The organism is Mesorhizobium sp. WSM1497 (assembly GCF_001672455.2).
GTDB lineage: Bacteria > Pseudomonadota > Alphaproteobacteria > Rhizobiales > Rhizobiaceae > Mesorhizobium > Mesorhizobium ciceri.
Map to the genome: position 1 here is coordinate 5,097,562 of NZ_CP021070.1, position 23,376 is coordinate 5,120,937.

At 61.8% G+C, this 23,376-nt stretch carries 26 protein-coding genes and 1 pseudogene; 15 read left to right on the plus strand and 12 right to left on the minus strand.

The genetic code is table 11. From position 1 onward, the window contains the following. Nucleotides 1-17 precede the first annotated feature (17 nt). Both A9K65_RS25000 and hutC read left to right on the plus strand, forming a co-directional pair. Nucleotides 18-1,370, plus strand: coding sequence for a formimidoylglutamate deiminase (locus A9K65_RS25000; protein WP_084016256.1), 1,353 nt, complete (start codon nt 18-20; stop codon nt 1,368-1,370). Further along, nucleotides 1,367-2,104, plus strand: a complete 738-nt coding sequence (hutC, locus tag A9K65_RS25005; RefSeq protein WP_084016258.1) for a histidine utilization repressor — start codon at nt 1,367-1,369, stop codon at nt 2,102-2,104. Before A9K65_RS25000 ends, hutC begins: the two co-directional genes overlap by 4 nt. 45 nt (nt 2,105-2,149) lie before the next feature. On the opposite strand, the gene A9K65_RS25010 is transcribed toward hutC, so the two are convergent. Further along, nucleotides 2,150-2,494, minus strand: coding sequence for a RidA family protein (locus A9K65_RS25010; protein ID WP_024505595.1), 345 nt, complete (start codon nt 2,492-2,494; stop codon nt 2,150-2,152). A gap of 227 nt (nt 2,495-2,721) precedes the next feature. Between A9K65_RS25010 and aztA the strand changes: the two genes are divergently transcribed. The 4 genes from aztA to A9K65_RS25030 all read left to right on the plus strand — a co-directional run bounded on the left by aztA (nt 2,722) and on the right by A9K65_RS25030 (nt 5,861). Next, complete coding sequence (aztA, locus tag A9K65_RS25015; protein WP_027162460.1) at nt 2,722-3,528, plus strand: zinc ABC transporter ATP-binding protein AztA; 807 nt, start codon at nt 2,722-2,724, stop codon at nt 3,526-3,528. Further along, nucleotides 3,528-4,403 carry a zinc ABC transporter permease AztB gene (gene aztB, locus A9K65_RS25020; protein ID WP_013532308.1) on the plus strand — a complete coding sequence of 292 codons (876 nt, stop codon included), beginning with the start codon at nt 3,528-3,530 and terminating at the stop codon, nt 4,401-4,403. The genes aztA and aztB overlap by 1 nt, the downstream gene beginning before the upstream one ends. Before the next feature lie 27 nt (nt 4,404-4,430). After that, nucleotides 4,431-5,372, plus strand: a complete 942-nt coding sequence (gene aztC / locus A9K65_RS25025; protein ID WP_013532309.1) for a zinc ABC transporter substrate-binding protein AztC — start codon at nt 4,431-4,433, stop codon at nt 5,370-5,372. Between the two features lie 150 nt (nt 5,373-5,522). Beyond that, on the plus strand, nt 5,523-5,861 hold the full coding sequence (locus tag A9K65_RS25030; RefSeq protein ID WP_013532310.1) for a TIGR01244 family sulfur transferase: 339 nt from the start codon (nt 5,523-5,525) through the stop codon (nt 5,859-5,861). 77 nt (nt 5,862-5,938) lie between these two features. On the opposite strand, the gene A9K65_RS25035 is transcribed toward A9K65_RS25030, so the two are convergent. After that, a complete protein-coding gene (locus A9K65_RS25035) occupies nt 5,939-6,406 on the minus strand; it encodes an Lrp/AsnC family transcriptional regulator (protein ID WP_013532311.1) in 468 nt (155 codons plus the stop codon). Nucleotides 6,407-6,544: 138 nt separating this feature from the next. Here A9K65_RS25035 and hppD point away from each other — a divergent pair, with 138 nt between their 5' ends. The 3 genes from hppD to A9K65_RS25050 all read left to right on the plus strand — a co-directional run bounded on the left by hppD (nt 6,545) and on the right by A9K65_RS25050 (nt 8,318). Further along, nucleotides 6,545-7,657 carry a 4-hydroxyphenylpyruvate dioxygenase gene (gene hppD, locus A9K65_RS25040; protein WP_013532312.1) on the plus strand — a complete coding sequence of 371 codons (1,113 nt, stop codon included), beginning with the start codon at nt 6,545-6,547 and terminating at the stop codon, nt 7,655-7,657. 62 nt (nt 7,658-7,719) lie between these two features. Then, nucleotides 7,720-7,947 carry a type II toxin-antitoxin system prevent-host-death family antitoxin gene (locus A9K65_RS25045; RefSeq protein WP_013532313.1) on the plus strand — a complete coding sequence of 76 codons (228 nt, stop codon included), beginning with the start codon at nt 7,720-7,722 and terminating at the stop codon, nt 7,945-7,947. Next, the gene (locus A9K65_RS25050) at nt 7,944-8,318 is read left to right on the plus strand and encodes a type II toxin-antitoxin system VapC family toxin (protein ID WP_013532314.1); all 375 of its coding nucleotides are present in this window, start codon (nt 7,944-7,946) and stop codon (nt 8,316-8,318) included. Before A9K65_RS25045 ends, A9K65_RS25050 begins: the two co-directional genes overlap by 4 nt. Nucleotides 8,319-8,345: 27 nt before the next feature. On the opposite strand, the pseudogene A9K65_RS36105 reads toward A9K65_RS25050, so the two are convergent. The 5 genes and pseudogenes from A9K65_RS36105 to hmgA form a co-directional block, all read right to left on the minus strand. Next, nucleotides 8,346-8,441 (minus strand): annotated as a pseudogene (locus A9K65_RS36105) (damage-inducible protein DinB); the annotation flags it as partial. Nucleotides 8,442-8,445: 4 nt separating this feature from the next. Beyond that, nucleotides 8,446-8,733, minus strand: a complete 288-nt coding sequence (locus tag A9K65_RS25060) for a hypothetical protein (RefSeq protein WP_027162461.1) — start codon at nt 8,731-8,733, stop codon at nt 8,446-8,448. A gap of 4 nt (nt 8,734-8,737) precedes the next feature. Beyond that, nucleotides 8,738-9,751 (minus strand): fumarylacetoacetate hydrolase family protein, encoded by a 1,014-nt coding sequence (locus tag A9K65_RS25065; RefSeq protein ID WP_064995470.1) that lies wholly within the window; start codon nt 9,749-9,751, stop codon nt 8,738-8,740. Continuing rightward, nucleotides 9,748-10,635 carry an MBL fold metallo-hydrolase gene (locus tag A9K65_RS25070; protein ID WP_064995500.1) on the minus strand — a complete coding sequence of 296 codons (888 nt, stop codon included), beginning with the start codon at nt 10,633-10,635 and terminating at the stop codon, nt 9,748-9,750. The genes A9K65_RS25065 and A9K65_RS25070 overlap by 4 nt, the downstream gene beginning before the upstream one ends. Before the next feature lie 11 nt (nt 10,636-10,646). Next, nucleotides 10,647-11,960: a homogentisate 1,2-dioxygenase gene (gene hmgA, locus A9K65_RS25075; RefSeq protein WP_064995471.1), complete on the minus strand. Its 1,314-nt coding sequence runs from the start codon at nt 11,958-11,960 to the stop codon at nt 10,647-10,649. A gap of 87 nt (nt 11,961-12,047) precedes the next feature. Between hmgA and A9K65_RS25080 the strand changes: the two genes are divergently transcribed. Next, nucleotides 12,048-12,521, plus strand: a complete 474-nt coding sequence (locus A9K65_RS25080) for a MarR family transcriptional regulator (protein WP_024505603.1) — start codon at nt 12,048-12,050, stop codon at nt 12,519-12,521. A gap of 140 nt (nt 12,522-12,661) precedes the next feature. Beyond that, nucleotides 12,662-13,168 (plus strand): DUF2380 domain-containing protein, encoded by a 507-nt coding sequence (locus A9K65_RS25085; RefSeq protein WP_064995472.1) that lies wholly within the window; start codon nt 12,662-12,664, stop codon nt 13,166-13,168. An 8-nt stretch (nt 13,169-13,176) separates the two neighbouring features. Here the strand turns inward: A9K65_RS25085 and tdh are convergent, their stop codons facing one another. Beyond that, entirely contained in the window at nt 13,177-14,211 is a 1,035-nt protein-coding gene (gene tdh / locus A9K65_RS25090) for an L-threonine 3-dehydrogenase (RefSeq protein ID WP_086081342.1), read from the minus strand. A 52-nt stretch (nt 14,212-14,263) separates the two neighbouring features. Then, complete coding sequence (locus tag A9K65_RS25095) at nt 14,264-15,451, minus strand: glycine C-acetyltransferase (protein ID WP_064994162.1); 1,188 nt, start codon at nt 15,449-15,451, stop codon at nt 14,264-14,266. Between the two features lie 331 nt (nt 15,452-15,782). Here A9K65_RS25095 and A9K65_RS25100 point away from each other — a divergent pair, with 331 nt between their 5' ends. Next, complete coding sequence (locus A9K65_RS25100) at nt 15,783-17,849, plus strand: EAL domain-containing protein (RefSeq protein WP_064994161.1); 2,067 nt, start codon at nt 15,783-15,785, stop codon at nt 17,847-17,849. Between the two features lie 76 nt (nt 17,850-17,925). Then, complete coding sequence (locus A9K65_RS25105) at nt 17,926-18,666, plus strand: polysaccharide deacetylase family protein (protein ID WP_081714379.1); 741 nt, start codon at nt 17,926-17,928, stop codon at nt 18,664-18,666. Between the two features lie 71 nt (nt 18,667-18,737). Here A9K65_RS25105 and A9K65_RS25110 read toward each other — a convergent pair whose 3' ends face one another. Both A9K65_RS25110 and A9K65_RS25115 read right to left on the minus strand, forming a co-directional pair. Next, nucleotides 18,738-19,550, minus strand: a complete 813-nt coding sequence (locus A9K65_RS25110) for a hypothetical protein (RefSeq protein ID WP_245321895.1) — start codon at nt 19,548-19,550, stop codon at nt 18,738-18,740. A 115-nt stretch (nt 19,551-19,665) separates the two neighbouring features. Then, nucleotides 19,666-20,094: a MarR family winged helix-turn-helix transcriptional regulator gene (locus tag A9K65_RS25115; protein WP_013532326.1), complete on the minus strand. Its 429-nt coding sequence runs from the start codon at nt 20,092-20,094 to the stop codon at nt 19,666-19,668. A 115-nt stretch (nt 20,095-20,209) separates the two neighbouring features. On the opposite strand from A9K65_RS25115, the gene A9K65_RS25120 reads away from it, so the two are divergent. Further along, a complete protein-coding gene (locus A9K65_RS25120) occupies nt 20,210-20,617 on the plus strand; it encodes a hypothetical protein (RefSeq protein ID WP_063167732.1) in 408 nt (135 codons plus the stop codon). 143 nt (nt 20,618-20,760) lie between these two features. Here A9K65_RS25120 and A9K65_RS25125 read toward each other — a convergent pair whose 3' ends face one another. Continuing rightward, nucleotides 20,761-22,806: an NADH:flavin oxidoreductase gene (locus A9K65_RS25125; protein ID WP_064994160.1), complete on the minus strand. Its 2,046-nt coding sequence runs from the start codon at nt 22,804-22,806 to the stop codon at nt 20,761-20,763. Nucleotides 22,807-22,907: 101 nt separating this feature from the next. Between A9K65_RS25125 and queF the strand changes: the two genes are divergently transcribed. Further along, on the plus strand, nt 22,908-23,369 hold the full coding sequence (gene queF / locus A9K65_RS25130; protein ID WP_010915503.1) for a preQ(1) synthase: 462 nt from the start codon (nt 22,908-22,910) through the stop codon (nt 23,367-23,369). Nucleotides 23,370-23,376 lie beyond the last annotated feature (7 nt).

Sequence of the window (23,376 nt, forward strand, 5' to 3'; positions counted from 1 at the left end):
GAGAACCGGAGAGAAAAGTGGCAGTGATCTTTGCGGAACAGGCGCTCCTTCCCGATGGCTGGCGCGAAAATGTGCGGCTTACCCTGGCCGAGGGACGCATCACAGCCGTTCAGCCTGGCGCTGCTGCGGCAGCCGGCGACGAACGTCACGCGATCCTGTTGCCCGGCATGCCCAATTTGCACAGCCACGCCTTCCAGCGCGGCATGGCCGGCCTTGCCGAGCTTCGCGGCCCCTCCGCCGACAGTTTCTGGAGCTGGCGCGAGGTGATGTACCGTTTCGCCCTGTCGATGACGCCCGATCAGGTCGAGGCGGTTGCCGCACAACTCTATGTCGAGATGCTGGAGGCCGGTTTTTCCCGCGTCGGCGAATTTCACTATCTGCATCACGACCGCGATGGAAAACCCTACGCCAACCTCGCCGAGATGGCCGAGCGCATTGCGGCCGCGGCCGGCGAGGCAGGCATCGGCCTGACGCTTTTGCCGGTGTTTTATGCGCACTCGTCTTTCGGCGGTGCCGCACCAAACGAAGGCCAGCGGCGATTCATCAACGATGTGAATCGATTCTCGCGGCTTGTTGAGAAATGCCGCGAATCGGTTCGCGCGTTGGATCAGGCTGTTGTCGGCGTCGCTCCGCACAGCCTTCGCGCCGCGACACCGGAAGAACTGATTGACGTGACTGCCCTAGCGCCGGACGGGCCTATCCACATCCACATTGCCGAGCAGGTGAAAGAAGTCGAGGATTGCCTTGCCTGGTCGGGCGCGCGGCCGGTCGAATTTCTGCTGGCCAATGCCAAAGTCGACAAGCGCTGGTGCCTGATCCACGCCACCCACATGACCGATGCTGAAACCGTTGCCATGGCCAAAAGCGGTGCCATCGCCGGCCTATGCCCGATCACCGAGGCCAATCTCGGTGACGGCACTTTTGCCGCGCCGCTGTTCAGGGAACATGGCGGCCGCTATGGCGTCGGCTCCGATTCCAATGTGCTCATCGGCCTGCCCGACGAGTTGCGCCAGCTCGAATATTCGCAGCGCCTCGCCCACCGCGCCCGCAATGTGCTGGCGGTCGCCGGCGGCTCGACCGGCCGCGCACTGTTCGACGCCGCGCTCGACGGTGGCAGCGTCGCGCTTGGCGCCGGCGCTTCCTCGATCGCCGCCGGCGCATCCGCCGATCTCGTCTCGCTCGATCCCAAAAATCCCTCGCTGGCCGGCAAGAGTGGCGACGCGATCCTCGACGCCTGGATCTTCGCCAATGGCAGCAAGGTCGACTGCGCCTGGGTGCATGGCCGCAAACAGGTCAGCGGCGGCAGGCATGTGAAGCGAGAGGCCATCGCTGAGCGTTTTCGCAACGTGATGACGGCGCTTTCGGCATGAGCATGGCCGGCACTGTGGAGGCGGAAGGCGGCGGCTCGCTGCACCAGCGCATCCTCTCTGACATCAGCGAGAAAATCCTGTCCGGCGCCTGGGCGCCCGGTCATCGCATCCCGTTCGAGCATGAGTTGAGCGTGCAATACAATTGCTCGCGCATGACGGTGAACAAAGCGCTGTCGCAGCTTGCCAAGGCCGGACTGATCGAGCGCCGCCGCCGCTCAGGCAGCTTTGTGCGCCGGCCGCAGTCGCAGGCCGCGGTGCTGGAAATCCACGATATCCGCATCGAGGTCGAAGCGCTCGGCCTGCCCTATCGCTACGAGCGCGTCGCCCGACACAAAAGGCGCAGCAGCGCCGGGGATCGCGCGCTGCTGGAGCTGGGCTTGGCCGGACCGGTGCTGGCGCTGGAGTGCGGTCATTTCGCCGGCGAGCGGCCGTTCGCGCATGAACAGCGGCTGATCAATCTCACCGCCGTGCCCGAGGCAGCGGACGAGGAATTCGTGGCCACCGCACCAGGACCATGGCTGATTGGCCGCGTGCCGTGGAGCGAAGCCGAGCACCGGATTCGCGCTGTCGCCGCCGACAGGCATATCGCGGCTGCACTCGATATAGAAACCGGTGCGCCCTGCCTGGTGGTCGAGCGACGGACGTGGAGCGCCGAGCACCCGGTCACCCATGTGCGCTTCACCTACGCGGCCGAGAGCCACACGCTGGTGGCGAGGTTCAGGCCGCAGGGGTGAGGCTGACCTCCCCCCACGTGGGGGGAGATTGGCAGCTTCAACGCCTCAAATCGCAGCGGTAATAATAACCTCGACCAGATATTCCGGGGCGGCGAGCTTTGCTTCGCCGGTGGCGCGGGCTGGCGTGTTGCCCTGCGGCACCCACTTGTCCCACTCAGCGTTCATCTCGGCAAAGGTGCTCATGTCGGCCAGCCAGATGATCGCCTGCAGGATCTTGGTCTTGTCGGAGCCAGCCTTGGCCAGCAATTCGTCTACAGCCGCCAGGATGTCCCTGGTCTGCGAAGCGACGTTGCCGGTTGGCTGGCCGACCTGACCAGCCAGATAGACGGTATTGCCATGGATGACGATCTGGCTCATGCGCGGGCCGACATCGATGCGACGAATGCTCATTGGATGGTTCCTTCCTGTGGCGGTTGCGCTTCTTTAGAGTCGCGACCGGCTTGGGGCAAGGTCGCTAGGTCGAATCCCCTTGGGCCAACGGCATATGGATGTGCACACACGGCAAGTTGACCCTGCCGCCGCAATTCCGCCGGATTGACTTGTTGACTAATGTAATAACATCACATATCCAATCGGCCGCTGCCAGCAGCCGGATTTCGCCGCCTACGGATCGCAGAATGACAAATACCTGCCTGACATTCCGCGACCTGACGCTTGGCTACGGCAGCCATCCGGCGATCCATCATCTCGACGGCACCATCCGCAAGGGCTCGCTGACCGCTGTGGTCGGCGCCAACGGCTCCGGCAAATCGACGCTGATGAAAGGCATTGTCGGCGTCCTGAAGCCCATGGCCGGCGAGGTTGTCCGCGCGCCCGGTGTACGTGCCGCCTATCTGCCGCAGCAATCGGAGCTCGACCGCTCCTTTCCGGCACGGGTGGTGGATCTGGTTTCGCTCGGCCTGTGGCCACGGCGCGGCCTGCTTGGCCGCTACACCAGGGAAGATCGCGATGACGTCAGCAAGGCGCTGATGGCGGTGGGCCTCGGCGGTTTTGAAAAGCGGCCGATCGACACGCTGTCGGGCGGCCAGTTGCAGCGCACGCTGTTTGCGCGTGTGCTGCTGCAGGACGCCGACCTCATCCTGCTCGACGAACCCTTCAACGCCGTCGACGCCAAGACGGTCGGCGACCTCATTGCGCTGATCAAGCACTGGCATGGCGAGGAACGCACCATCATGGTCGTCGTCCACGATCTGGATCTGGTGCGGCAGAATTTCCCCGAAACGCTGCTTCTGGCCCGCCAGCCGATCGCCTGGGGCGAAACCCGGGAAACGCTGAAGCCTGAAAATCTGTTGCGCGCTCGCCGTTTTCACGAGGCCTGGGAAGAAAATGCACCCTGGTGCGAGCCGGGCGAGGACGCTCATGGTCACGATCACCATGGCCACGATCACGATCACCGACATGGCGTCGGACCGAGGGCTGCTTGATGGACATGCTTTACGGCCTAGTCATCGCGCCCTTCGCCGATTTCGCCTTCATGCAGCGGGCGTTGATCGGCTCGCTGATGCTGTCGCTCGGCGCCTGCCCGATCGGCGTCTTCCTTATGCTGCGGCGCATGAGCCTGTCGGGCGACGCCATGGCGCACGCAATCCTGCCCGGTGCAGCCGCCGGCTTCCTGTTCTATGGGCTGGAAATCCTGCCGATGACCATCGGCGGCCTGATCGCCGGCGTCATCGTCGCGCTCGGCGCCGGCGCCGTCTCGCGTTTCACCATCCAGCGCGAAGACGCCTCGATGGCGGCTTTCTACCTGATTTCGCTCGCCATCGGCGTGCTGATGGTGTCGATCCGCGGTTCCAGCGTCGATCTCATGCATGTGCTGTTCGGCACCGTGCTGGCGCTCAATGACGAGGCCCTGACGCTGATCGGCGGCATCGTCGCGGTGACGCTGGTCAGCCTCGCCATCTTCTGGCGGGCGCTGGTCGCCGAATGCCTCGACCCGCTGTTCCTGCGCTCGGTCAGCCGGCTCGGCAGCCCGGTGCATTTCATCTTCCTCGGCCTTGTCGTACTCAACCTCGTCGGCGGCTTCCAGGCGCTCGGCACGCTTCTATCGGTTGGGCTGATGATGCTGCCGGCCGCGGCCGCCCGCTTCTGGACGGTTCGCGTCGAGCCGATGTGCGTGCTGGCCGTACTGATCGGCTTCGCATCCTGCGTCGCCGGGCTGCTTTTGTCCTATCACGCCTCGCTGCCATCCGGCCCGGCCATCATCCTGTCGGCCGGCGTCGTCTATTTCGCCTCGATCCTGTTTGGCACGCGCGGCATTCTGCGCGCACGCATCATCCATCACCGTCACAGAACGGCCTGATCCCCGCCCTTAGAAGGAGACCCCTCTATGCTGAAATCCATCCATGCTGCCCTGGCGATGAGCGTTATAACATTAACCGCCTTTGGCGCATCGTCGGCCTTCGCGGCACCGCTGAAAGTGGTCGCCAGCTTCACCGTCATTGCCGATTTCGCCAAAAATGTCGGCGGCGACCGCATCGATGTCACCACCATCGTCGGGCCGGATGGCGATGCCCATGTCTACGAGCCGAGCCCAGCCGATGCGGTGGCCATGGCCAAGGCCGACATCGTGCTGGTCAACGGCCTGCATTTCGAAGGTTTTCTGCAGCGGCTGGTCGATGCCAGTGCCACCAAGGCCTCGATCATCACCTTGACCAAGGGCGTGACGCCGATCGATTTCAAGCCTGAATTCGCCGATGCCGACGCGGCCGAAGGTGCCGGCACTGGCGGCGGCAAGACGGTCACCGATCCCCACGCATTCCAGTCGATTGCCAACGCCAGGATCTATGTGAAGAACATCGCTGAGGCTTTCTGCGCGGCCGATTCGGAAGGCTGCGTCAGCTACCAGACCAATGCCGCCGCCTACACCAAGAAGCTTGATGCGGTCGAAGGTGAAGTGAAAGCGGCAATTGCCTCGATCCCGGAGAGCAAGCGCGTCGTCATCACCTCGCACGACGCCTTCGGCTATTTCGAACATGCATACGGCCTGACCTTCCTCGCCCCGCAAGGGGTGTCGACCGACTCCGAACCATCCGCCGCAGACGTTGCCAAGCTGGTCAATCAGGTGAAGCAGGACAAGGCGGCTGCGATCTTCGTCGAGAACATCACCAACCCGCGCCTGATCGAGCAGATCGCCAGCGAAACCGGCATCAAGGTCGGCGGCACGCTCTATTCGGACGCGCTGTCGCAGCCCGACGGCCCGGCCGCGACCTATATCGATATGATGCACAACAACATCCGTCAGATCAAAGGCGCTATTCTCGGCAGCTGAGTTTGAAGGATCGTCCAGCCGGGCCGCATCGGCCCGGTTGGATTTTCTGGCACGCAATGTCTATTTGGCAGAGAAATCCTTCGGCACGGATTGCCGCCCATGTCGGGGAGTGGCAAGACTGCCACCTGACCAGTTTGCGAGGATGCTGCCATGGAATACCGCGAAATCAGCGAGGACTATTCGGTTTCGGGCCAGATCCAGCCCGAAGACGTCGCCGCCATCAAGAAAGCCGGCTTCAAGAGCGTCATCTGCAACCGGCCCGATGACGAACAGCCGGGCCAGCCTTCTGCCGACACCGTCGGGGCAGCGGTCGAAGCCGCAGGCCTCGCCTTCCGCTACATTCCGGTGATCAGCGGCCAGATCACGGCCGAGAATGTCGAGGATCAGGCCGAAGCGCTCGAGGAACTCGACGGCCCGGTCTTCGCCTATTGCCGTTCCGGCGCCCGCTGCACCAATCTCTATGGACTGATCCAGCAGTCGAAGGGTTGAACGGCCCTTCCGTCATTAGGCTGGCGATCCTTCACACCCCCTCTGGCCTGCCGACGTATCAATGATATCCGCTCAGATTAAATCGGCAGCGCGCCGGTTTCCTTCAGCGTCTCCAGCACGATCGCCGTCTTCACGTGCTGCACGGATTCGTGCGGCAGTAGCACGCCGTTGACGAATTCCGACAATGATTTGAGATCCGGCGTCACCACTTTCAGGATGTAGTCCATCTCGCCGGTCAGCGCGTGCGCTTCCTGCACTTCGGGCAGCCGCGCCACCAGTTCGCCGAAGCGCCTTGCATTGTCGCGATTGTGGGTGGCGAGCGTGACCGAAATGACGTTGACCAGGGAAAAACCGAGCTTGTCGCGGTCGAGAACAGCGCGATAGCCCCTGATGAAGCCGTCCTCCTCCAGCCGCTGACGGCGGCGCGAGCATTGCGACGCCGACAGGTTCACCCGCTCCGAAAGATCGTTGTTGGTCAGCCGCGCATCACCCTGCAACAGTGCCATTATCTTGCGGTCGAACTGGTCAATGCGCGCCTCATCCATGGCTTTCCCTTACATCATGCACGCTTCACGCATGACATCATCATTTCAAGCGTTTGAATGCAAGCACCGTGCGCCTCCTCCGCGTTATCATCGTGTCAAATCGCCTTTTCAGGCCAGGCCAGCTTTCGGAGGAATATTATGGGTCCCTTCCCGCACGACGCCCCGCCCGCCAGGATCAGCAAGGACAACCCGGCCGGCACCGACGGCTTCGAGTTCGTCGAATTCGCGCATCCGGAGCCGCAAAAGCTGGCTGAACTGTTCACCCGTATGGGCTACGTCGCGGTGGCCAAGCACCGCACGAAAGACCTCACCATCTGGCGCCAGGGCGACATCAACTATGTCGTCAATGCCGAACCCGGCTCGCATGCGATGAAATTTGTCGACAGGCACGGCCCCTGCGCCGCCTCGATGGCCTGGCGGGTGGTCGATGCCAAGCATGCTTTCGACCACGCGGTTGCCAAGGGCGCCACGCCTTACGACGGGGCCGACAAGGCGCTGGACGTGCCGGCGATCGTGGGCATCGGCGGCTCGCTGCTCTATTTCATCGAAACCTACGGCAAGAAGGGCTCGGCCTATGACGCCGAGTTTGAGTGGCTGGGTGCGCGCGACCCGCGGCCGGAAGGCGTCGGCTTCTACTATCTCGATCACCTGACCCACAATGTCTATCGCGGCCAGATGGACAAATGGTGGGATTTCTACCGCAATCTGTTCGGCTTCAAGCAGATCCATTTCTTCGATATCGACGGCAAGATCACCGGCCTGGTCAGCCGCGCCATCACCTCGCCCTGCGGCAAGATCCGCATTCCGCTCAACGAGTCCAAGGACGAGACCAGCCAGATCGCCGAGTACCTGAAGAAGTACAATGGCGAAGGCATCCAGCACATCGCCGTCGGCACCGACGAAATCTACGAGGCCACCGACAAGCTCGCCGCCAACGGGCTGAAGTTCATGCCCGGCCCGCCGGAAACCTACTACGATATGTCCTATGACCGCGTGAACGGCCATGACGAGCCGATCGAGCGGATGAAGAAGCACGGCATCCTGATCGATGGCGAAGGCGTCGTCGACGGCGGCACGACCAAGATCCTGCTGCAGATATTCTCGAAAACCGTGATCGGGCCGATCTTCTTCGAGTTCATCCAGAGGAAGGGCGACGAAGGTTTTGGCGAAGGCAATTTCCGCGCGCTGTTCGAATCGATCGAGCAGGACCAGATCAAGCGTGGCGTGATCAAGGTTCAGGCGGCGGAATAGCCATCGAACTCACTTGCGGCCCGGCCAATTATGACCTAAATTCTGGTCATAAGAGGTCGTCTATGAATATCCCCATGGCAAAAGCGAAGGCTCAGCTTTCCGAATTGGTGAAACGTGCCCAGGCTGGCGAAGAGATCCATCTGACCAGACATGGAGAGGTTGTCGCAACCTTGAGCGCTCCCGTTCGGGCTGGTGGGAGCAAAGGCTTGCTTGGCGCCCTGAAAGGCCAGATTTGGATATCGGATGATTTTGATGAACTCGGTCCCGAATGGGACGAGTATATTAAATGAGCCGCAGATATCTGGTCGATACCCATATTCTGCTTTGGGTACTCAACGCCGATTCACGTCTTTCGGATCATCATCGCGATATCTTTCTCACAGGCAAGGATGTGATCGTCAGCGCCGTCTCGGTGGCCGAGATCGCCATCAAGAAATCGCTCGGCAAAGTGACGCTCACAGGCGACATCGTGGACATCCTGCGATCGAACGGGATTCCGATTCTCGGCGTAAACGAACTACACGCGGCGAGACTTGAACATCTGCCGCTTCACCACCGCGATCCCTTCGACCGCCTGCTTATTGCGCAGACCCAAATTGAAGGCCTGACGTTGGTCTCCGCGGATCGGCAATTTTCAGCCTATGACGTCGTATTGGCCTGATCGCCCAAGCCCAGCCGCTTGACCTCTTTCGCCGGGCTGAAGGGACAATACCGCGCGGTAGAGTCGGTCGTTCGACCAGAGATTGTTGCCGGCCATGCTGCGCGGGTAGTCGGGCAGGCTCATCACGTCATCCGGTTGACCGCGACAGATACAAGCCCGCCCACATAACGACAAATCCAGCAAGAACGATCAGCAGCAACCAGTTCATACGCCGACGCATGCTCTGCGTTTCCGCGTCCCGCGCGACGTCCATGTTGGTGATGGTGTGGAACATCATCGCCTTGCGCGGAAAGCCGCTGCGGTTGGTCAGGTCGGGCGAGCGTGCCTCTATGCGATAGCTCAGCCGGATCGCCTGGATGAAGACCGCCAGTATGGCGAGTGCCCAGACACCGGCCAGCAGATAGACCGCCGTCATGCCCTCACCTCTCGTATTTTTCGACCTTCTGCTCGATGGCGCCGAAGATCGAATGCCCGGTTTTGTCCTTCATCTCGATGCGCACCGTGTCGCCGAAGCGCAGGAACGGCGTTTTGGGTTCGCCCGACACAATGGTTTCGATCATGCGCAGTTCGGCGATGCAGGAATAGCCGGCGCCACCGGCCGAGACAGGCTTGCCCGGCCCGCCGTCTAGCTTGTTGGAGATGGTGCCGGAACCGATGATCGTGCCGGCGGCCAATGGCCGTGTCCTTGCTGCATGAACGATCAGCGCAGGAAAGTCGAAGGTCATGTCGATACCGGCATTGGCGCGGCCGAACGGCTTGCCGTTGAGATCGGCAAGCAGCGGCAGGCTGACCTTGCCGCCGTCCCAGGCATCACCCAGTTCGTCCGGCGTCACAGCGACCGGCGAAAACGCCGAGGACGGCTTTGATTGGAAAAAACCGAAACCTTTCTCCAGTTCCGGTCCGGTGAGCGCGCGCAACGTAACGTCGTTGACCAGCATGACCAGTCGGATCGCTGCCTTTGCTTCTTCGAGGCTTGCACCCATCGGCACATCGTCGACGATGACAGCGACCTCGCCCTCCATGTCGATGCCGAAGGCTTCGTCAGCCGTGCGGATCGGATCACGTGGCGGAATGAAAGAATCCGAGCCGCCCTGGTAGATCAGCGGGTCGGTCCAGAAGCTCGCCGGCATCTCGGCGCCGCGCGCTTTGCGCACCAGCTCGACATGGTTCACGTAAGCCGAGCCATCGGCCCATTGATAGGCACGCGGCAGCGGCGAATGGGCGTCATGTTCGTGGAAGCGCTCCGCCGGCATCGCATTGTTCTCAAGCGATTCCGCTATCGTCGCGAGATGCGGGGCGATGCGCCGCCAGTCGTCGAGCGCCGCCTGCAGCGTGCGTACCAGGAACGAGGCGTCGGTGAAGCGTGTCAGGTCGCGCGAGACGACGACGAGTTTTCCGTCGCGCGTCCCGTCCTTCAATGTGGCAAGCTTCATGCGGTTTCCTCTCCTGCTGCAGCTTTGGCGCTGCTTAAGCCCACAACAAGACCGTCGCGGGCGATCGTCAAGTCGCCGTTCCAAGTTTTCCTGACGGCGGCAGTCCAGTCGGCCTCGCCTATCAAAGAATCGTCGGCCGGAATGAGGTGGTTGAGCACCAATCTCTTCACGCCGGCATCGCTTGCGATGCTGCCGGCCTCTTCGGCAAAGCTGTGGCTGGCGAGCAGATGCTCTCTGAGCCGCGCACCATTGCCGGTCCTGGCCACCAGTCGCTCGATGCCTTCTTCCAGCATTGCCTCGTGGACGAGGATGTCGGCGCCTCGGGCAAAATCGGCGAGCGGCGGATAAAAGGCCGTATCGGCGGAGAACACGACGCTTTTGGCACCATGCTCGAAGCGAAGAGCAAAACAGTCGGTCACCGGCGGATGCTCGACGCGCAGCGCCGAAACCGTCAAGCCGCCCTGCGCGACCACCTGGCCTTCGCCGAATTCGCCGATCGACACCAGATCGCGAATATCCGGCCGGCCTTCGTCAACGATGCGGATCTCGATGTCGAACTCCATCGCCTGGCAAAAGCGCCGCCAGTAATGACCGGTGCCGGGCGGACCGAACACGCCGACGGGCGTCGCGAGGCCCGCCGTCCAGGCGGTGTGGATCAGCGGCCCCAGTTCAAGCACATGGTCGGAGTGCAGATGCGTGATGAAGATCAGGTCGAGCGACTTCAGGCTGATGCCGGCATCGACCAGACCACGCGTCACGCCAAGGCCGCAGTCGACGACGATGCTGCGGCCGCCGATCTGCAGCAGCGACGAACTCGGCCATGGACCACCCGGCCGCAATGCCGGGCCACCCTTCGAGCCCAAAAGCACCAGCCGGTCCGGCATTGGCTCGGTGCTCAAGACCAGTCGCCCTCGGGCGTGCCGTTGAAACGCTTCTTCAGGTCGGCCCAGCAGTCGATGTAGTTGTCCTGCCGGGTTTCGAGCTCGGCGCCGTAGCGGGTCAGCATCTGCGGAAATCGGGTCTCGAACATGAAGGCCATGGTGTTGTCGAGCTTGACCGGTTTCAGCTCCGCGCGCGAGGCCTTTTCGAAGCCAGGCGCATCCGGCCCATGGGCCAGCATCAGATTGTGCAGGCTGATGCCGCCGGGCACGAAACCTTCTTCCTTGGCGTCGTACTGGCCGTGGATCAGGCCCATGAACTCGCTCATGATGTTGCGGTGGTACCAGGGCGGCCGGAAGGTATCTTCGGCCACCAGCCAGCGCGGCGGGAAGATGACGAAGTCGATGTTGGCCGTGCCCTCCTCGCCGCTTGGTGCCGTTAACACGGTGAAGATCGACGGATCGGGATGGTCGAACAAAAGCGCTCCGACCGGTGAAAAGGTCGCCAGATCATATTTGTAGGGCGCATAGTTGCCGTGCCAGGCAACGACATCGAGCGGCGAATGGCCGATCTCGGTGACATGGAAATTGCCGCACCATTTCACGATCAGCCGGCACGGCGTTTCCTTCTCCTCGAACCATGCGCCAGGCGTCTTGAAATCGCGTGGGTTGGCCAGGCAATTGGCTCCGATCGGGCCGCGATCGGGCAGCGTCAACTTGGCGCCGTAGTTCTCGCAGACGTAGCCGCGCACTTCGGCGTCGACCAGCTCGACCTTGAAGACCAGACCGCGTGGCAACACCGCGATCTCGCCGGGCCGCAGCTCAATGACGCCCATCTCGGTGATGAAGCGCAATGCGCCGACTTGCGGCACGACCAGCAACTCGCCGTCGGCATTGAAAAAATGATCGTCCGCCATCGAGGTGTTGGCGACATAGACGTGGGCTGCCATACCCGTCTGCCCGAGCACGTCGCCAGCGGTTGTGATGCTGCGCATACCGGCGATGAAATCGGTCGGCTCCTTCGGCATCGGCACCGGGTTCCAGCGATACTGGCCGAGCGCCAGTTCATGATCGCCGACATTGGGCGCACTCTTCCACAAGGGATAGCTCGCCGCCTTGAAGCGGCCGGTGTGCTTGACGCTCGGCCGGATGCGGTAGAGCCAGGACCGCTCATTGGTGCCGCGCGGCGCGGTGAAGGGCGAGCCTGAAAGCTGCTCGGCATAGAGGCCGTAGGCCGGCCGCTGCGGCGAATTCCGTCCCTGCGGCAACGAGCCGGGCAGCGTCTCGGTCTCAAAATCGTTGCCGAAACCCGACATGTAGGAAAAGGCCATTGCTTCCTCCCGGAATGGATCTCAATTGACCAAACTGGTTTCATTTGTAACCATCGAAAATGTAACCATCAATGGCGGCTTTGAAAAATGGCGATCAGGAGCGAAGCGTCCGACGCGGCTGAAATTCTCAATCTGGAAAACTTCCTGCCCTACCGGCTCTACCGGCTTGCCGACGCCGTCAGCCGCGAATTTTCGAGGATATACAAGGACAGCCATGGCCTGACGCGGCCGGAATGGCGCACCCTTTCGGGGCTGGGGCAGCATGGAACGATGACTGCGACCGAACTCGGCGAGCAATCGGCTATGCACAAGACCAAGGTTTCACGCGCCGTGGCTGAACTCGAACGGCGGCGCTGGTTGATGCGGACACCTGATGAGAAAGATCGCCGTATCGAACATCTGACGCTGACCGGAACGGGGCTTGCCGCCTATCGCGAGATGGTGCCGCTGGCGAAGGCGTTCGAACGGGATTTGCTGGCAAGGCTCAGCGCTGAAGAGCGCACGGCGATCACCAGCGGACTGGCTGCATTGGAGACCAGTCTGGTCCCGAGCAAGAGCTAAGATCAAGCCAATCACTCTGAACGACGGAGTTCGAGCGAGACTGCGTGGAAACTCCCGAAGCATAGCATTGCTTTCGATTTAATCGTGATTTGCGTTGTCAGGCCGCGTATAATGCCCATCATACCGACAGGAGGACTACGATGAGCATTCGCACATTAAGTGTCCTGGTGACGCTGCTTGTAGGCACCTGCACATTTGCGCAGGCGCAGCAGACAAAGCCGATGTCGATCGAAGTGTTCCCTTTCGAATTGGAGGACAAGAGCGCCGGGGCGGGAATAATTCCCCCGGATGAATATGACAGGCGCTATCTGTCGGAATCAGCACAAGTTGCTAAGGACATGCTCTCCCAGTCTGGGCGTTTTACAGTAATTGATGTGCCGGCGAGGGATACACAGGCTGCGGCGCCGCACGGATTGCGCAACTGCGCTGGTTGTGAAGGCCCGATTGCCAAGGAGCACGGCGCGTCGCTTGCCTTGCTTGGCGTTGTAACGCGCGTCAACCGAACAGAACATACTATGTTCATTCGCATCCTTGACGCCGAAACCGGGAAACATGTTTCGGAGGGGTTTAGCGATCTTCGCATGGGTGCGAACTACGCGTGGCCCCGCTCCGTGAAATGGCTGATGAAAAACAGAATTCTGCGTTAGGGCGGCATCTACCAATCCATCACCACCTTGCCGGAACTGCCGCGGCGCATTGCATCGAAGCCGGCTTGGAAATCGTCGATGCCGATGCGGTGCGTGATAAGCCCGGAAACATCCAGCGGCCCCTGCACCAGCGCGATCATCTTGTACCAGGTCTCGAACATCTCACGGCCATAGATGCCCTTGAGATGCAGCATCTTGAAGATGACCTTGTTCCAGTCGATCTCGAATCCGGTCGGGGCGATGCCCAGAATGGCGATCTTGCCGCCGTTGTTCATGGTGTCGATCATGTCGCGGAAGGCGGGGGCTGCGCCCGACATTTCGAGGCCGACATCAAAACCCTCGGTCATGCCGAGTGCCGGCATGACATCGCGCAGCTTTTCCTTGGACGCGTCGACGACATGCTGGACGCCGAGCTTTTTCGCCAGCGCCAGCCGCACCGGATTGATGTCGGTGATGACCACTTTTCGCGCGCCGACGCATTGGGCGACGAGCGCGCCCATGATGCCGATCGGCCCGGCGCCGGTGACCAGCACGTCCTCGCCGACCAGATCGAAGGAGAGTGCCGTGTGCACGGCATTGCCCAACGGATCGAAGATAGCGGCGATCTCGTCCGGCACATCATCGGGGATCGGCACGACATTGTGCTGCGGGATAGCCAGATACTCACCGAAGGCGCCCGGACGATTGACGCCGACGCCGAGCGTGTTGCGGCACAGATGCCCTCGCCCGGCGCGACAGTTGCGGCAATGACCGCAGACGATGTGGCCCTCGCCCGACACGCGCTGGCCGACCTTGTATTCGGTGACCGCTGCGCCGAAATCGGCAACGGTGCCGACGAATTCATGGCCCGTCACCATCGGCACCGGCACCGTCTTCTGCGCCCACTGGTCCCAATTGTAGATGTGCACGTCGGTGCCGCAGATCGCCGTCTTCTTGATCTTGATCAGCACGTCGTTAGGGCCGATTTCCGGCACCGGCACCTCTTCCATCCAGATGCCTGGTTCGGCCTTGGCCTTCACCAGCGCTTTCATCATGTTCGACATGCTTTTGTCCCTTGAAGCTCTTGTTCCGGAATCGCTTTTCGATTCCGGCTTGTCAGGAAATGACGCCGAGTTCGCGCCCGACGGCGGCGAACGCTTCCACCGCGCGGTCGATATCGGCGCTGGAATGCGCCGCCGACATCTGCGTGCGGATGCGCGCCTGCCCCTTTGGCACCACCGGGAAGGAGAAGCCGATGACGTAGATGCCGCGCTTCAGCATGCGCGCGGCCATCTCCTGCGCCAGGCTGGCATCGCCCAGCATCACCGGGATGATCGGATGATCCGCTCCGGCCAGCGTGAAGCCGAGCTTGCCCATTTGCGACCGGAACCGCGCAGCGTTGTCGTAGAGTTTGTCGCGCAGCCCATCGCCGTCCTTGATCAGTTCGAACACCTTGATCGAAGCGCCGGCGATCGCCGGCATCAGCGTGTTGGAAAAGAGATACGGCCGTGAGCGCTGGCGCAACCAGTCGACCACCTGGCCTTTGCCCGAGGTGTAACCACCGGAGGCCCCACCAAGTGCCTTGCCGAGCGTCCCGGTGATGATGTCGACCCTGCCCTCGACGCCGCAATGCTCGGCCGAGCCGCGGCCGTTCTGACCGACGAAGCCGACGGCATGGCTGTCGTCGACCATCACCATGGCGTCATACTTCTCGGCGAGGTCGCAGACACCCCTGAGATTGGCGATGATGCCATCCATCGAAAACACGCCGTCGGTGGCGATCAACCGGAAGCGGCAGTCCCGGGCTTCCTTCAGGCGCGCCTCGAGATCGGCCATGTCGTTGTTGGCGTAGCGGAAACGTTTGGTCTTCGACAGCCGCACACCATCGATGATCGAGGCATGATTCAAGGCATCCGAAATAATGGCGTCTTCCTCGCCCAGCAGCGTCTCGAACAGGCCGCCATTGGCATCGAAGCAGGAGCCGTAAAGGATGGTGTCTTCCATGCCGAGGAAGGAGGAAATCGTCGATTCGAGCTGCTTGTGCTCTTCCTGCGTGCCGCAGATGAAGCGCACCGATGCCATGCCGTAGCCATAGCGGTCGAGCGCCTGCTTGGCAGCATTGCGCAAATCGGCGCTATCGGCGAGGCCGAGATAGTTGTTGGCACAGAAATTCAACACCTTGTCGCCGCCGACCTCGATCTCGGCCGACTGCGTCGAAGTGATCACCCGCTCCGACTTGTAGAGGCCTGCCGATTTGAGCCCCGCGAGCTCGCTGTCGATGTGGGAGAGGAATGCTGCGGTCATGACCTAGCCTCGTTTGATGTGGGCCGACTGTCGTCTCGTCCGCGCGAAAAATCCATCGCAAAAACGACCGGATCGGTGGCAAGCAGCACGATGCGGCCCCGATGTCGATCATCACGCGGCCGAGGAACGACACCACGACAAAGGTTCTGGCCGATGTCCGCTCAAATGCCGGTACGGTGCTAAACGAGCCGATAACCATTCCGCGATCTTTCCACGGCCGCCCCTTGCCGGACAGCCGTCGATTTCCGGTCCTGTTAACGTTTGCAGTTCAATGGTGCTCATACAAGAATCCCTAGGCAAGAATCCTTAGGCGAGAGGGCCGCCCCCGAAAATGTCGCAGCAGCCGGTGCAAACCGTTTCAGGCAAGCTCATACTGCTGATCAAGGCTGGCTATTGGCTAGCCCTGCTGATCATTGCGGCCATGGTGATCGCCTCCTTCATCCTGCTGCAGCAGATGATGGCCACCCAACAGCACAATCACACCTTGCTCGACATCGTCAGCACACAAAAGACGCTGTCGCAGCGCATCGTCTTCCTTGCCAGTGCAACGGGTGCCGGTTCACGCGACAAGCAACCGGCGCTGGTCAGCGCGCTCAAGCAGGCAACGGCGGAGTTCGAGACCAACTACGACCTGCTGCTCCATCAGACAGGAGCCGATCCGCAATCGCCGGCCAAGCTCGACCCGAAGTCGATCGAAAGCGTCCTCTTCGCCAAGCCCTTCCACCTCGACTATTTCTCGGTCGGGCTGATCGCCAATGGCGACCGCCTGATCTCTGCCTATGAATCGCAATTCAGCGGCAATGGCGGTTACAAGGGCGGCGGCGAACGCGTCAATCTCGACGCCTCAGTCGCCAATGCGACCTTGTCGGGTTATGCCGCGCTCGGCCAGCGCATCACTGCCGACGCCGACGACCGCTCCGAGAGGCTGCTCGCTCTCCATCGCACGCTGTTCTACGCCACAATCGGCGTCATCATACTGGTGGCGCTCTTCATCTTCAGGCCGATGTCGAACGCCATCCTGCGCAAGACGCATGAACTGATCGACGCGCGCAATTCCATGGCCTTCATCGCGGTTCATGACGGCCTCACCGGCCTGCACAACCGCACGTTCCTGACCGATCATTTCGACACGCTGATCAAGGGCACGCACCGGCGTCGCGAACGCCTTGCCGTCGTCCAGCTCGATCTCGACCGATTCAAGCAGATCAACGATACGCTCGGCCACGCCGCCGGCGACTATGTGCTGGTCGTCACGGCACAGCGCATGCGCGATTCCTGCCGGGCGTCGGATCTGTGCGTGCGCCTGGGCGGCGACGAGTTCGTCATGATCCTCGGCGGCGCCGGCGGCACCGAAGACATCAACATGCTGGCGCGGCGCATCCTGGCGCACATCAACGAGCCGATCGTCTTCCAGGGCACGACCATTCTCCCAGGCGCCAGCGCCGGCATCGCGGTCTATCCGATCGACGCCGACAATGCTGGGGATTTGCTGGTCCATGCCGACCTGGCGCTTTATTCCGCCAAGAAGCTTGGCGGTGGCAACTTCTCCTTCTTCTCCGAGGAACTGCGCCGCGAACTCGATTATCGCAAGCAGCTCGAGCACGACATCAAGGTCGCCATCGCGGAGCGGGCGTTCCAGGTCTATTTCCAGCCGCAGGTCTCGCTGACCAACGGCACGATCAGCGGCATCGAGGCGCTGGTGCGCTGGAACCATGCGGAGCGCGGCATGATCCCGCCCGGCGAATTCATCCCGGTCGCCGAGAAATGCGGCTTCATGCCCGAGATCGGCCGCATCGTCATCACCAAGGCGATCAACGAGGCGGCCAAATGGAATCGCGCCGGCATTGCCTTCGGACGGCTTGCCGTCAATGTTTCCGGCACCGAGCTGCGCGAGCACGATTTCGATGCGTTCTTGTTCGAGACGCTGGAAAAGGCTGGGCTGCCGCCGCAAAAACTGTCGCTGGAAATCGTCGAATCCGTCATCCTCGACGACGAAAAGACAGGCATCGCCGCCAAGCTGCGCCACATCAGGGCAGCCGGCGTCCATCTCGAACTCGATGATTTCGGCACCGGCTATGCTTCGCTCAGCCATGTCAACCCGAACGAGATCGATCGGCTGAAGATCGATCGCCGCTTCGTTCAGAACATCCATGAGAATGGCGACAACTCGAAGATCGTGCGCGCCATCACCGAGCTGGCGCGTGGCCTCGGCATCTCGATCGTCGCGGAGGGTGCCGAAACCGAGGCCGAGCTCGATTCGCTGATGGCGATCGGCTGCGACCAGGTGCAGGGCTACTCCATCGCCTTCCCGATGCCGCACGACAAGGCGCTGGAATGGCTGACCGCTCGCATGCCGAAGAAGGCCAAGCTGACGGTGCTGCAAGGAAGCCTGGCATAGGTACGGCCGGGCTGCCTTGACAACCGCGTGTGAAGATGGCCGCCTTGTCGTGATCGCAACAGGGATATCGGGGCTGATGACACCGTTTCGGTTTGCCCTTGCGGCACTGCTGATCTTTGCGGCCCCCGCCCAGGGCGCCGATCGCACCATCTATCTTACCTTCGACGATGGGCCGCTGAACGGCACAAGCAACATCCTCGACGTGCTGGAGGCCGAGCAGGTTCCTGCAACCCTATTCATGGTCGGCATGCATGCACAGGCGAGCGCTGCCAACAGAGCGCTCGTCCAGCGCGCCAAGCAGCTTCCTCTGGTGACGCTCGGCAACCACAGCTACAGCCATGCCTACAATCACTACCGGCATTTCTACGGCGACACCGAGGGTGTCGTCGCCGACATGGTACGGGCAAACGCGGTGCTCGGCTTGAAGCCCGTGGTGCATGCAAGGCTGCCGGGGCGCGACGTGTTCAGGCTGCCCTCCATGTCGAAGAACGACACTTCGCTTGGCCTCGCCCAGGAGGGGCATGAAGAGCCCGACTACGAATTTGTCGCGGCCTCAGGCTTCTATCTCTACGGCTGGGACCATGAATGGGTGCACAAGGACAACGGCGAGCCGGTGCAGAGCGTCGACCATCTGGTCAGCGAGATCGACCATCTGTTCGGCTATGGCCGCTTCGTCAAGCCCGGCAAGCTGATCCTGCTGATGCATGACGAGATGTTTCAGGACGGCTTCGACGGCAAGACGAAGCTGACCAATTTGATCGCCGCGCTGAAGCTGCGCCGTTACGCCTTTGGGGCAATCCAGGGCTACGACGACTGAACCGGTAAGGACGGCAAGTTCTTCAGCGGATGTGCATCGGTACCCGATGCTGTCGCATGGCCGGCAAGGCGTCAAAGCACCTCGATCGACTCCCCGCGCAGCTTGTGCCGACGCAATTTGATGTATGTGCGCAAATTAGGCGTCATCTGAAAGCCCACCAGCTTCGTCTCCTGGAGGGGAGCAGCCCACGCCATCGTCTCGTAGCGGGCGCCGTAACCTTCGATGGTGGCGGCAAGATTTTCGCGGCCCAGATTTCTGGCCAGAGTGGCGCAGGCAGCAACCCTCGAACGAATCGACTGGCCGTATTTGGGCGCAAACGCCAGTCCGCCGTCCGCCAGGTCATCGACCTCATGGGCAAGCGCCAGGAACAGAATGTCCTCGTCGCCGGCAGGCACACCTTTGTCCACAATGCGCTCGGGATCTCCCGTGTCGAATTTCAGTCCGACCACGCGAGCGACAAGACCCTCGACGCGAGGACCGATTTTTTGCTCCAGCCACTTGCGGTGAGCATCGGTTCGCCTGCTGGATTTGCCGTCCGGATACTGGCCTCCGTCATAGGCGGCGTGAAACATAGCAGCGAGGACAAGATCGACGCTTTTGTCGAAATGCGCGACCGACGACGCAGCTCCCACCGCATGGCAGATGAAAGGCCGTCCCGTCTTGCGATAACGGCCGTTGAACATCGCGCAACACACACGATACGCCTTCTGCACCCTGGCGATATCGGCAAGCGGATATCCAGCCTCGTATAGCTGGATGTAAAGCGCCGTGTTGGTCTGGCGCGGAACGAACAGATCTTCTTTGGTCAACTTGTCCCCCCGAACGTTGTTAGGTTTTCCGGCGACTTCTCGCTGCCGAAGCCAGCGGCTTCGGTATTCTTGCACAGATTTTGCGGAAGAGTTGAGCCCGACCTCTTCCCACCAGGATCAGCCGGACAATGGAACGTTACAAATGTGATGAGGGAAGTCCAGTCCAAGGAAATTCTTGGTCCGTCGGATTCTATCCCCCGACATTGCCCCGCAACACGGCCAGCACCTGCGCGAACTCCGCCAGACGCTCGTCGGTCAATCCCACTCGCAGCCGCTTGTCGAAGACGAGCGCGGCCTTGCGCAGTGTCTCGAACATCGCTTCTCCGGCCTCGGTCAATTCGACCAGATGAACCCGGCGGTTGACGGGGTCGCGGCGGCGCATCAGCAGGCCCTGCGCCTCCATGGCGTTGAGATGATGGGTCAGCGTCGCGCCCTGGATACCGATCATGCCGGCAAGCTCGCGCTGGTTGGCAAGGTTGCTCGACTTGACCGATAGCAGCGTGAGCCAGATCGGCAATGTACCTCCAGCCTCGACCAGGGCAGCATCGAAGGCCTGGGCAACCAGCTTGGCGGTTCGTCCGAGATTCATGCCGACTGGCGGGCGGTCAAAGGGTGTCATTGCAGGACCCTAGACGGTGTCATGCACGGATGGAACTGGCACGACTTATATATTGACATCTAACCGTTCGATATCTAATCATCTAGAGATGGCGGGCTAAAGAGGAAATCCGGTCATGCAATATGTCTACATCGTCGTTATCGGTCTTCATGTCATGGCAGGCGTATTCTGGGCGGGCACGACCATCGCGGTCGGCCGTGACCCGGACATCCGGGCGGAACGGTTCTTCCGGCCGCAAATGGGCGCTGCCGGCCTGGTTTTCCTGACCGGCATACTGCTCTGGTATTTCTTTCACGAGGGTGTTTTCGGCTCGATGGAGAAGGTGCTGGCGCTGGGCATCGTGACGGCCCTGATCGCCGCCGGCGTGCAAGGCGCGCTGGTAGGCTCAACCAGCAGGCAGCTTGCCGGTGCTGATGCGGCAACGGAAAGGCAGTTGCGCGCGAAGATGACAAGAGGCGAGCGCATTGCCGGGGGGCTGTTGGTGCTGACAGTGCTGTGCATGGCCACCGCCAGAATGTTTTGAACGCCGCCACGCGGCACACCCTCACAGAATCGTGCGTTGTCTGGCGACGAGCCAATGACGTGCGAGCGCGCGGCCGGACCGAAGTACATGGGCTCTCGTACGCAGGTCCGGCCGCGCGCCACCGATCCTCGCAACGCCCAATTTCAGATCCGCAAGCCGAACCTGATGCCGTCGTAGATGGCGGCATGGATGTTGCGCGAGGCGACCGCGTCGCCGATGCGGAACAGTACAAAGCCGCCTTCTGGATTGCGCTTGGGGAAGATGTCGCCACCGCTCACCAGCCGTTCGTAGTCGACCGCACCGCCGTTCTTCGACAGAGGCTTCAGCGAGAGATAGAGATCGTCGAGCGGCAACGTACCGTGCTCGACCACCACCTGGTCGACCCTGCGCTCGCCGCGCCAGCCATCGGCGAAATCCGATGCCAGTTCGGCGACCAGTTGGTTGCCCTCGCGGCGCACCGAACGCAGCCGCGTGTTGATGGTGATGCTGACGCCCTTTTCTTGAAAGGCGCGCATGTACGGCACATGGTTCATGCCGCCCATTTCCGGGGCAAAGAAACGTTCGGGCGAGACAAGTTCGAGTTTCGAGCCGGCATTGGCGATCAGTTCGGCGGCGCCCATGCCCTGATGGCCGCCATTGTCGTCATAGAGCAGTACATTTTCGGCCGGCTTGACGCTGCCGGCCATGATGTCCCAGCTTGAGGTGACAAGATTGTCGCCGGCCGTCAGCGGCGGGTTCTGCGGCAGGCCGCCGGTGGCGACCACCACCACGTCGGGTGACAGCGCCAGAACATCGTCCTTCTCCGCCCAGGTGTCGTAGCGGATCTCGACGCCGAGCCGGGCGAGTTCAGCCAGCCGCCAGTCGATGATACCGATCAGCTCCTTGCGGCGCGGATTCTGCGTCGCCAGTCGAATTTGGCCGCCGGCCTGGCTCGATGCTTCAAGCACCGTCACCTTGTGGCCGCGCTCGGCTGCGACCCGCGCAACCTCCAGCCCGCCGGCGCCGGCTCCGATGACCACGATTTTCTGCTTCGGTCCTTCGGTCTTGACAATGATATGCGGGATTTCGGCCTCGCGGCCAGTCGCGGCATTGTGGACGCAAAGCGCTTCGCCGCCCTCATAAATGCGGTCGAGACAATAGGTGGCGCCCACGCACGGGCGGATCTCATGCTCGCGGCCCTCTATCACCTTTTTGATGATGTGCGGATCGGCGATATGGGCGCGGGTCATGCCGACCATGTCGAGCTTGCCGGTGGCAATGGCGTGGCGTGCGGTGGCCACGTCGGATATGCGCGCCGCGTGGAAGGTCGGGAATTTCGTCGCCGCCCTCACCTCTCCGGCGAAATCGAGATGCGGCGACGAGCGCATGCCGGCCACCGGTATGACCTTGGTCAGCGCCGCGTCGCTTTCGATCGAGCCGCGGATGATGTTGAGGAAATCGACCTTGCCGGAATTGGCCAGCCGCCCGGCGATCTCGATGCCCTCCTGTTTGGACAGGCCTTTTTCGAAATCTTCGTCAGCGACCATGCGGATGCCGACGACGAATTTCTCGCCGACCGACGCACGCACGGCATCAAGCACCATGTTGGTGAAGCGCAGGCGGTTGTCGAGCGAGCCGCCGAATTCGTCGTCGCGATGGTTGGTGGCCGGCGACCAGAAGCCGTCCATCAGATGGCCGTAGGATTCGAACTCGATGCCGTCCAGGCCGGCGGCCTGACAGCGCTGGGCGGCCGAAGCATAGTCGGCGACGATGCGCTCGATGTCCCAGTCCTCGATGATTTTCGGGAATGCGCGATGCGCCGGCTCACGCACCGGCGAGGCCGAGAGCACCGGCAGCCAGTCGGCCTTGTTCCAGCCGGTACGGCGGCCGAGATGGGTGATCTGGATCATCACCTTGCAGTCGTGCTCGTGGCAGGCATCGGCGAGCTCGGCCAGCCACGGCACGATCCTGTCGTCATAGACATGCAGATTGCCGAAAGCGGCCGGGCTGTCGCGCGAGACGATCGCCGAGCCGGCGGTCATGGTCAGCGCCATACCGCCCTTGGCCTTCTCGGCATGGTAGAGCCGGTATCGCTGTTTCGGCATGCCGTCCTCGGAATAGGCCGGCTCATGGCTGGTCGACATGACCCGGTTCTTCAGCGTCAGATGTTTGAGCTGGTAGGGCTGGAGAAGCGGATCGTTGGAGGTCATCGTCTTCCTGCGGTTTCAAATTGTGCTAATGAGCGGCAAAATTCGTTTTCAAGCATGTCGTCCCGCACGCACTCCGGGCGCATGCGACAAGGATTGGGCCCATGATCGATACCAAAACTCTCACCCAGCTCGGTGCGCACGTCGAGACGCCACAAAGCCCCGAAGCAGCGGTCCTGGAGACCGTACCGTTTTCGCGCGGCGACGGGCCGCCGGCGATCGTGCGCTTCACCTGCCCGGAATTCACCTCGCTGTGCCCGGTCACCGGCCAGCCGGACTTCGCCCATATCGTCATCGACTACGCACCCGATGCGGCTCTGGTGGAATCGAAGTCGCTCAAGCTGTTCATGACCTCGTTTCGCAACCATGGCGCCTTCCATGAAGACTGCACCGTCATGATCGGCCGCCGCATCGTGGCGGCAACCAAGCCGCTGTGGTTGCGCATAGGCGGCTATTGGTATCCACGCGGCGGCATTCCGATCGATGTGTTCTGGCAAACCGGCGCTCCGCCGGAAGGCGCCTGGCTCCCCGACACCGGGGTGGCGCCCTATCGCGGGCGGGGTTGAGCTCGCC

Bases quoted from the DNA above. Each gene is read 5' to 3' on its own strand.
- A9K65_RS25085 (WP_064995472.1), top strand. From the start codon at position 12,662: ATGAGCATTCGCACATTAAGTGTCCTGGTGACGCTGCTTGTAGGCACC.
- A9K65_RS25105 (WP_081714379.1), top strand. From the start codon at position 17,926: ATGACACCGTTTCGGTTTGCCCTTGCGGCACTGCTGATCTTTGCGGCC.
- aztB (WP_013532308.1), top strand. From the start codon at position 3,528: ATGGACATGCTTTACGGCCTAGTCATCGCGCCCTTCGCCGATTTCGCC.
- queF (WP_010915503.1), top strand. From the start codon at position 22,908: ATGATCGATACCAAAACTCTCACCCAGCTCGGTGCGCACGTCGAGACG.
- A9K65_RS25045 (WP_013532313.1), top strand. From the start codon at position 7,720: ATGAATATCCCCATGGCAAAAGCGAAGGCTCAGCTTTCCGAATTGGTG.
- A9K65_RS25065 (WP_064995470.1), bottom strand. From the start codon at position 9,751: ATGAAGCTTGCCACATTGAAGGACGGGACGCGCGACGGAAAACTCGTC.
- A9K65_RS25100 (WP_064994161.1), top strand. From the start codon at position 15,783: ATGTCGCAGCAGCCGGTGCAAACCGTTTCAGGCAAGCTCATACTGCTG.
- A9K65_RS25050 (WP_013532314.1), top strand. From the start codon at position 7,944: ATGAGCCGCAGATATCTGGTCGATACCCATATTCTGCTTTGGGTACTC.
- tdh (WP_086081342.1), bottom strand. From the start codon at position 14,211: ATGTCGAACATGATGAAAGCGCTGGTGAAGGCCAAGGCCGAACCAGGC.
- A9K65_RS25070 (WP_064995500.1), bottom strand. From the start codon at position 10,635: ATGCCGGACCGGCTGGTGCTTTTGGGCTCGAAGGGTGGCCCGGCATTG.
- A9K65_RS25125 (WP_064994160.1), bottom strand. From the start codon at position 22,806: ATGACCTCCAACGATCCGCTTCTCCAGCCCTACCAGCTCAAACATCTG.
- A9K65_RS25115 (WP_013532326.1), bottom strand. From the start codon at position 20,094: ATGACACCCTTTGACCGCCCGCCAGTCGGCATGAATCTCGGACGAACC.
- hppD (WP_013532312.1), top strand. From the start codon at position 6,545: ATGGGTCCCTTCCCGCACGACGCCCCGCCCGCCAGGATCAGCAAGGAC.
- A9K65_RS25010 (WP_024505595.1), bottom strand. From the start codon at position 2,494: ATGAGCATTCGTCGCATCGATGTCGGCCCGCGCATGAGCCAGATCGTC.
- hmgA (WP_064995471.1), bottom strand. From the start codon at position 11,960: ATGGCCTTTTCCTACATGTCGGGTTTCGGCAACGATTTTGAGACCGAG.
- A9K65_RS25080 (WP_024505603.1), top strand. From the start codon at position 12,048: ATGGCGATCAGGAGCGAAGCGTCCGACGCGGCTGAAATTCTCAATCTG.
- A9K65_RS25060 (WP_027162461.1), bottom strand. From the start codon at position 8,733: ATGACGGCGGTCTATCTGCTGGCCGGTGTCTGGGCACTCGCCATACTG.
- A9K65_RS25120 (WP_063167732.1), top strand. From the start codon at position 20,210: ATGCAATATGTCTACATCGTCGTTATCGGTCTTCATGTCATGGCAGGC.
- aztA (WP_027162460.1), top strand. From the start codon at position 2,722: ATGACAAATACCTGCCTGACATTCCGCGACCTGACGCTTGGCTACGGC.
- hutC (WP_084016258.1), top strand. From the start codon at position 1,367: ATGAGCATGGCCGGCACTGTGGAGGCGGAAGGCGGCGGCTCGCTGCAC.
- A9K65_RS25030 (WP_013532310.1), top strand. From the start codon at position 5,523: ATGGAATACCGCGAAATCAGCGAGGACTATTCGGTTTCGGGCCAGATC.
- A9K65_RS25035 (WP_013532311.1), bottom strand. From the start codon at position 6,406: ATGGATGAGGCGCGCATTGACCAGTTCGACCGCAAGATAATGGCACTG.
- aztC (WP_013532309.1), top strand. From the start codon at position 4,431: ATGCTGAAATCCATCCATGCTGCCCTGGCGATGAGCGTTATAACATTA.
- A9K65_RS25095 (WP_064994162.1), bottom strand. From the start codon at position 15,451: ATGACCGCAGCATTCCTCTCCCACATCGACAGCGAGCTCGCGGGGCTC.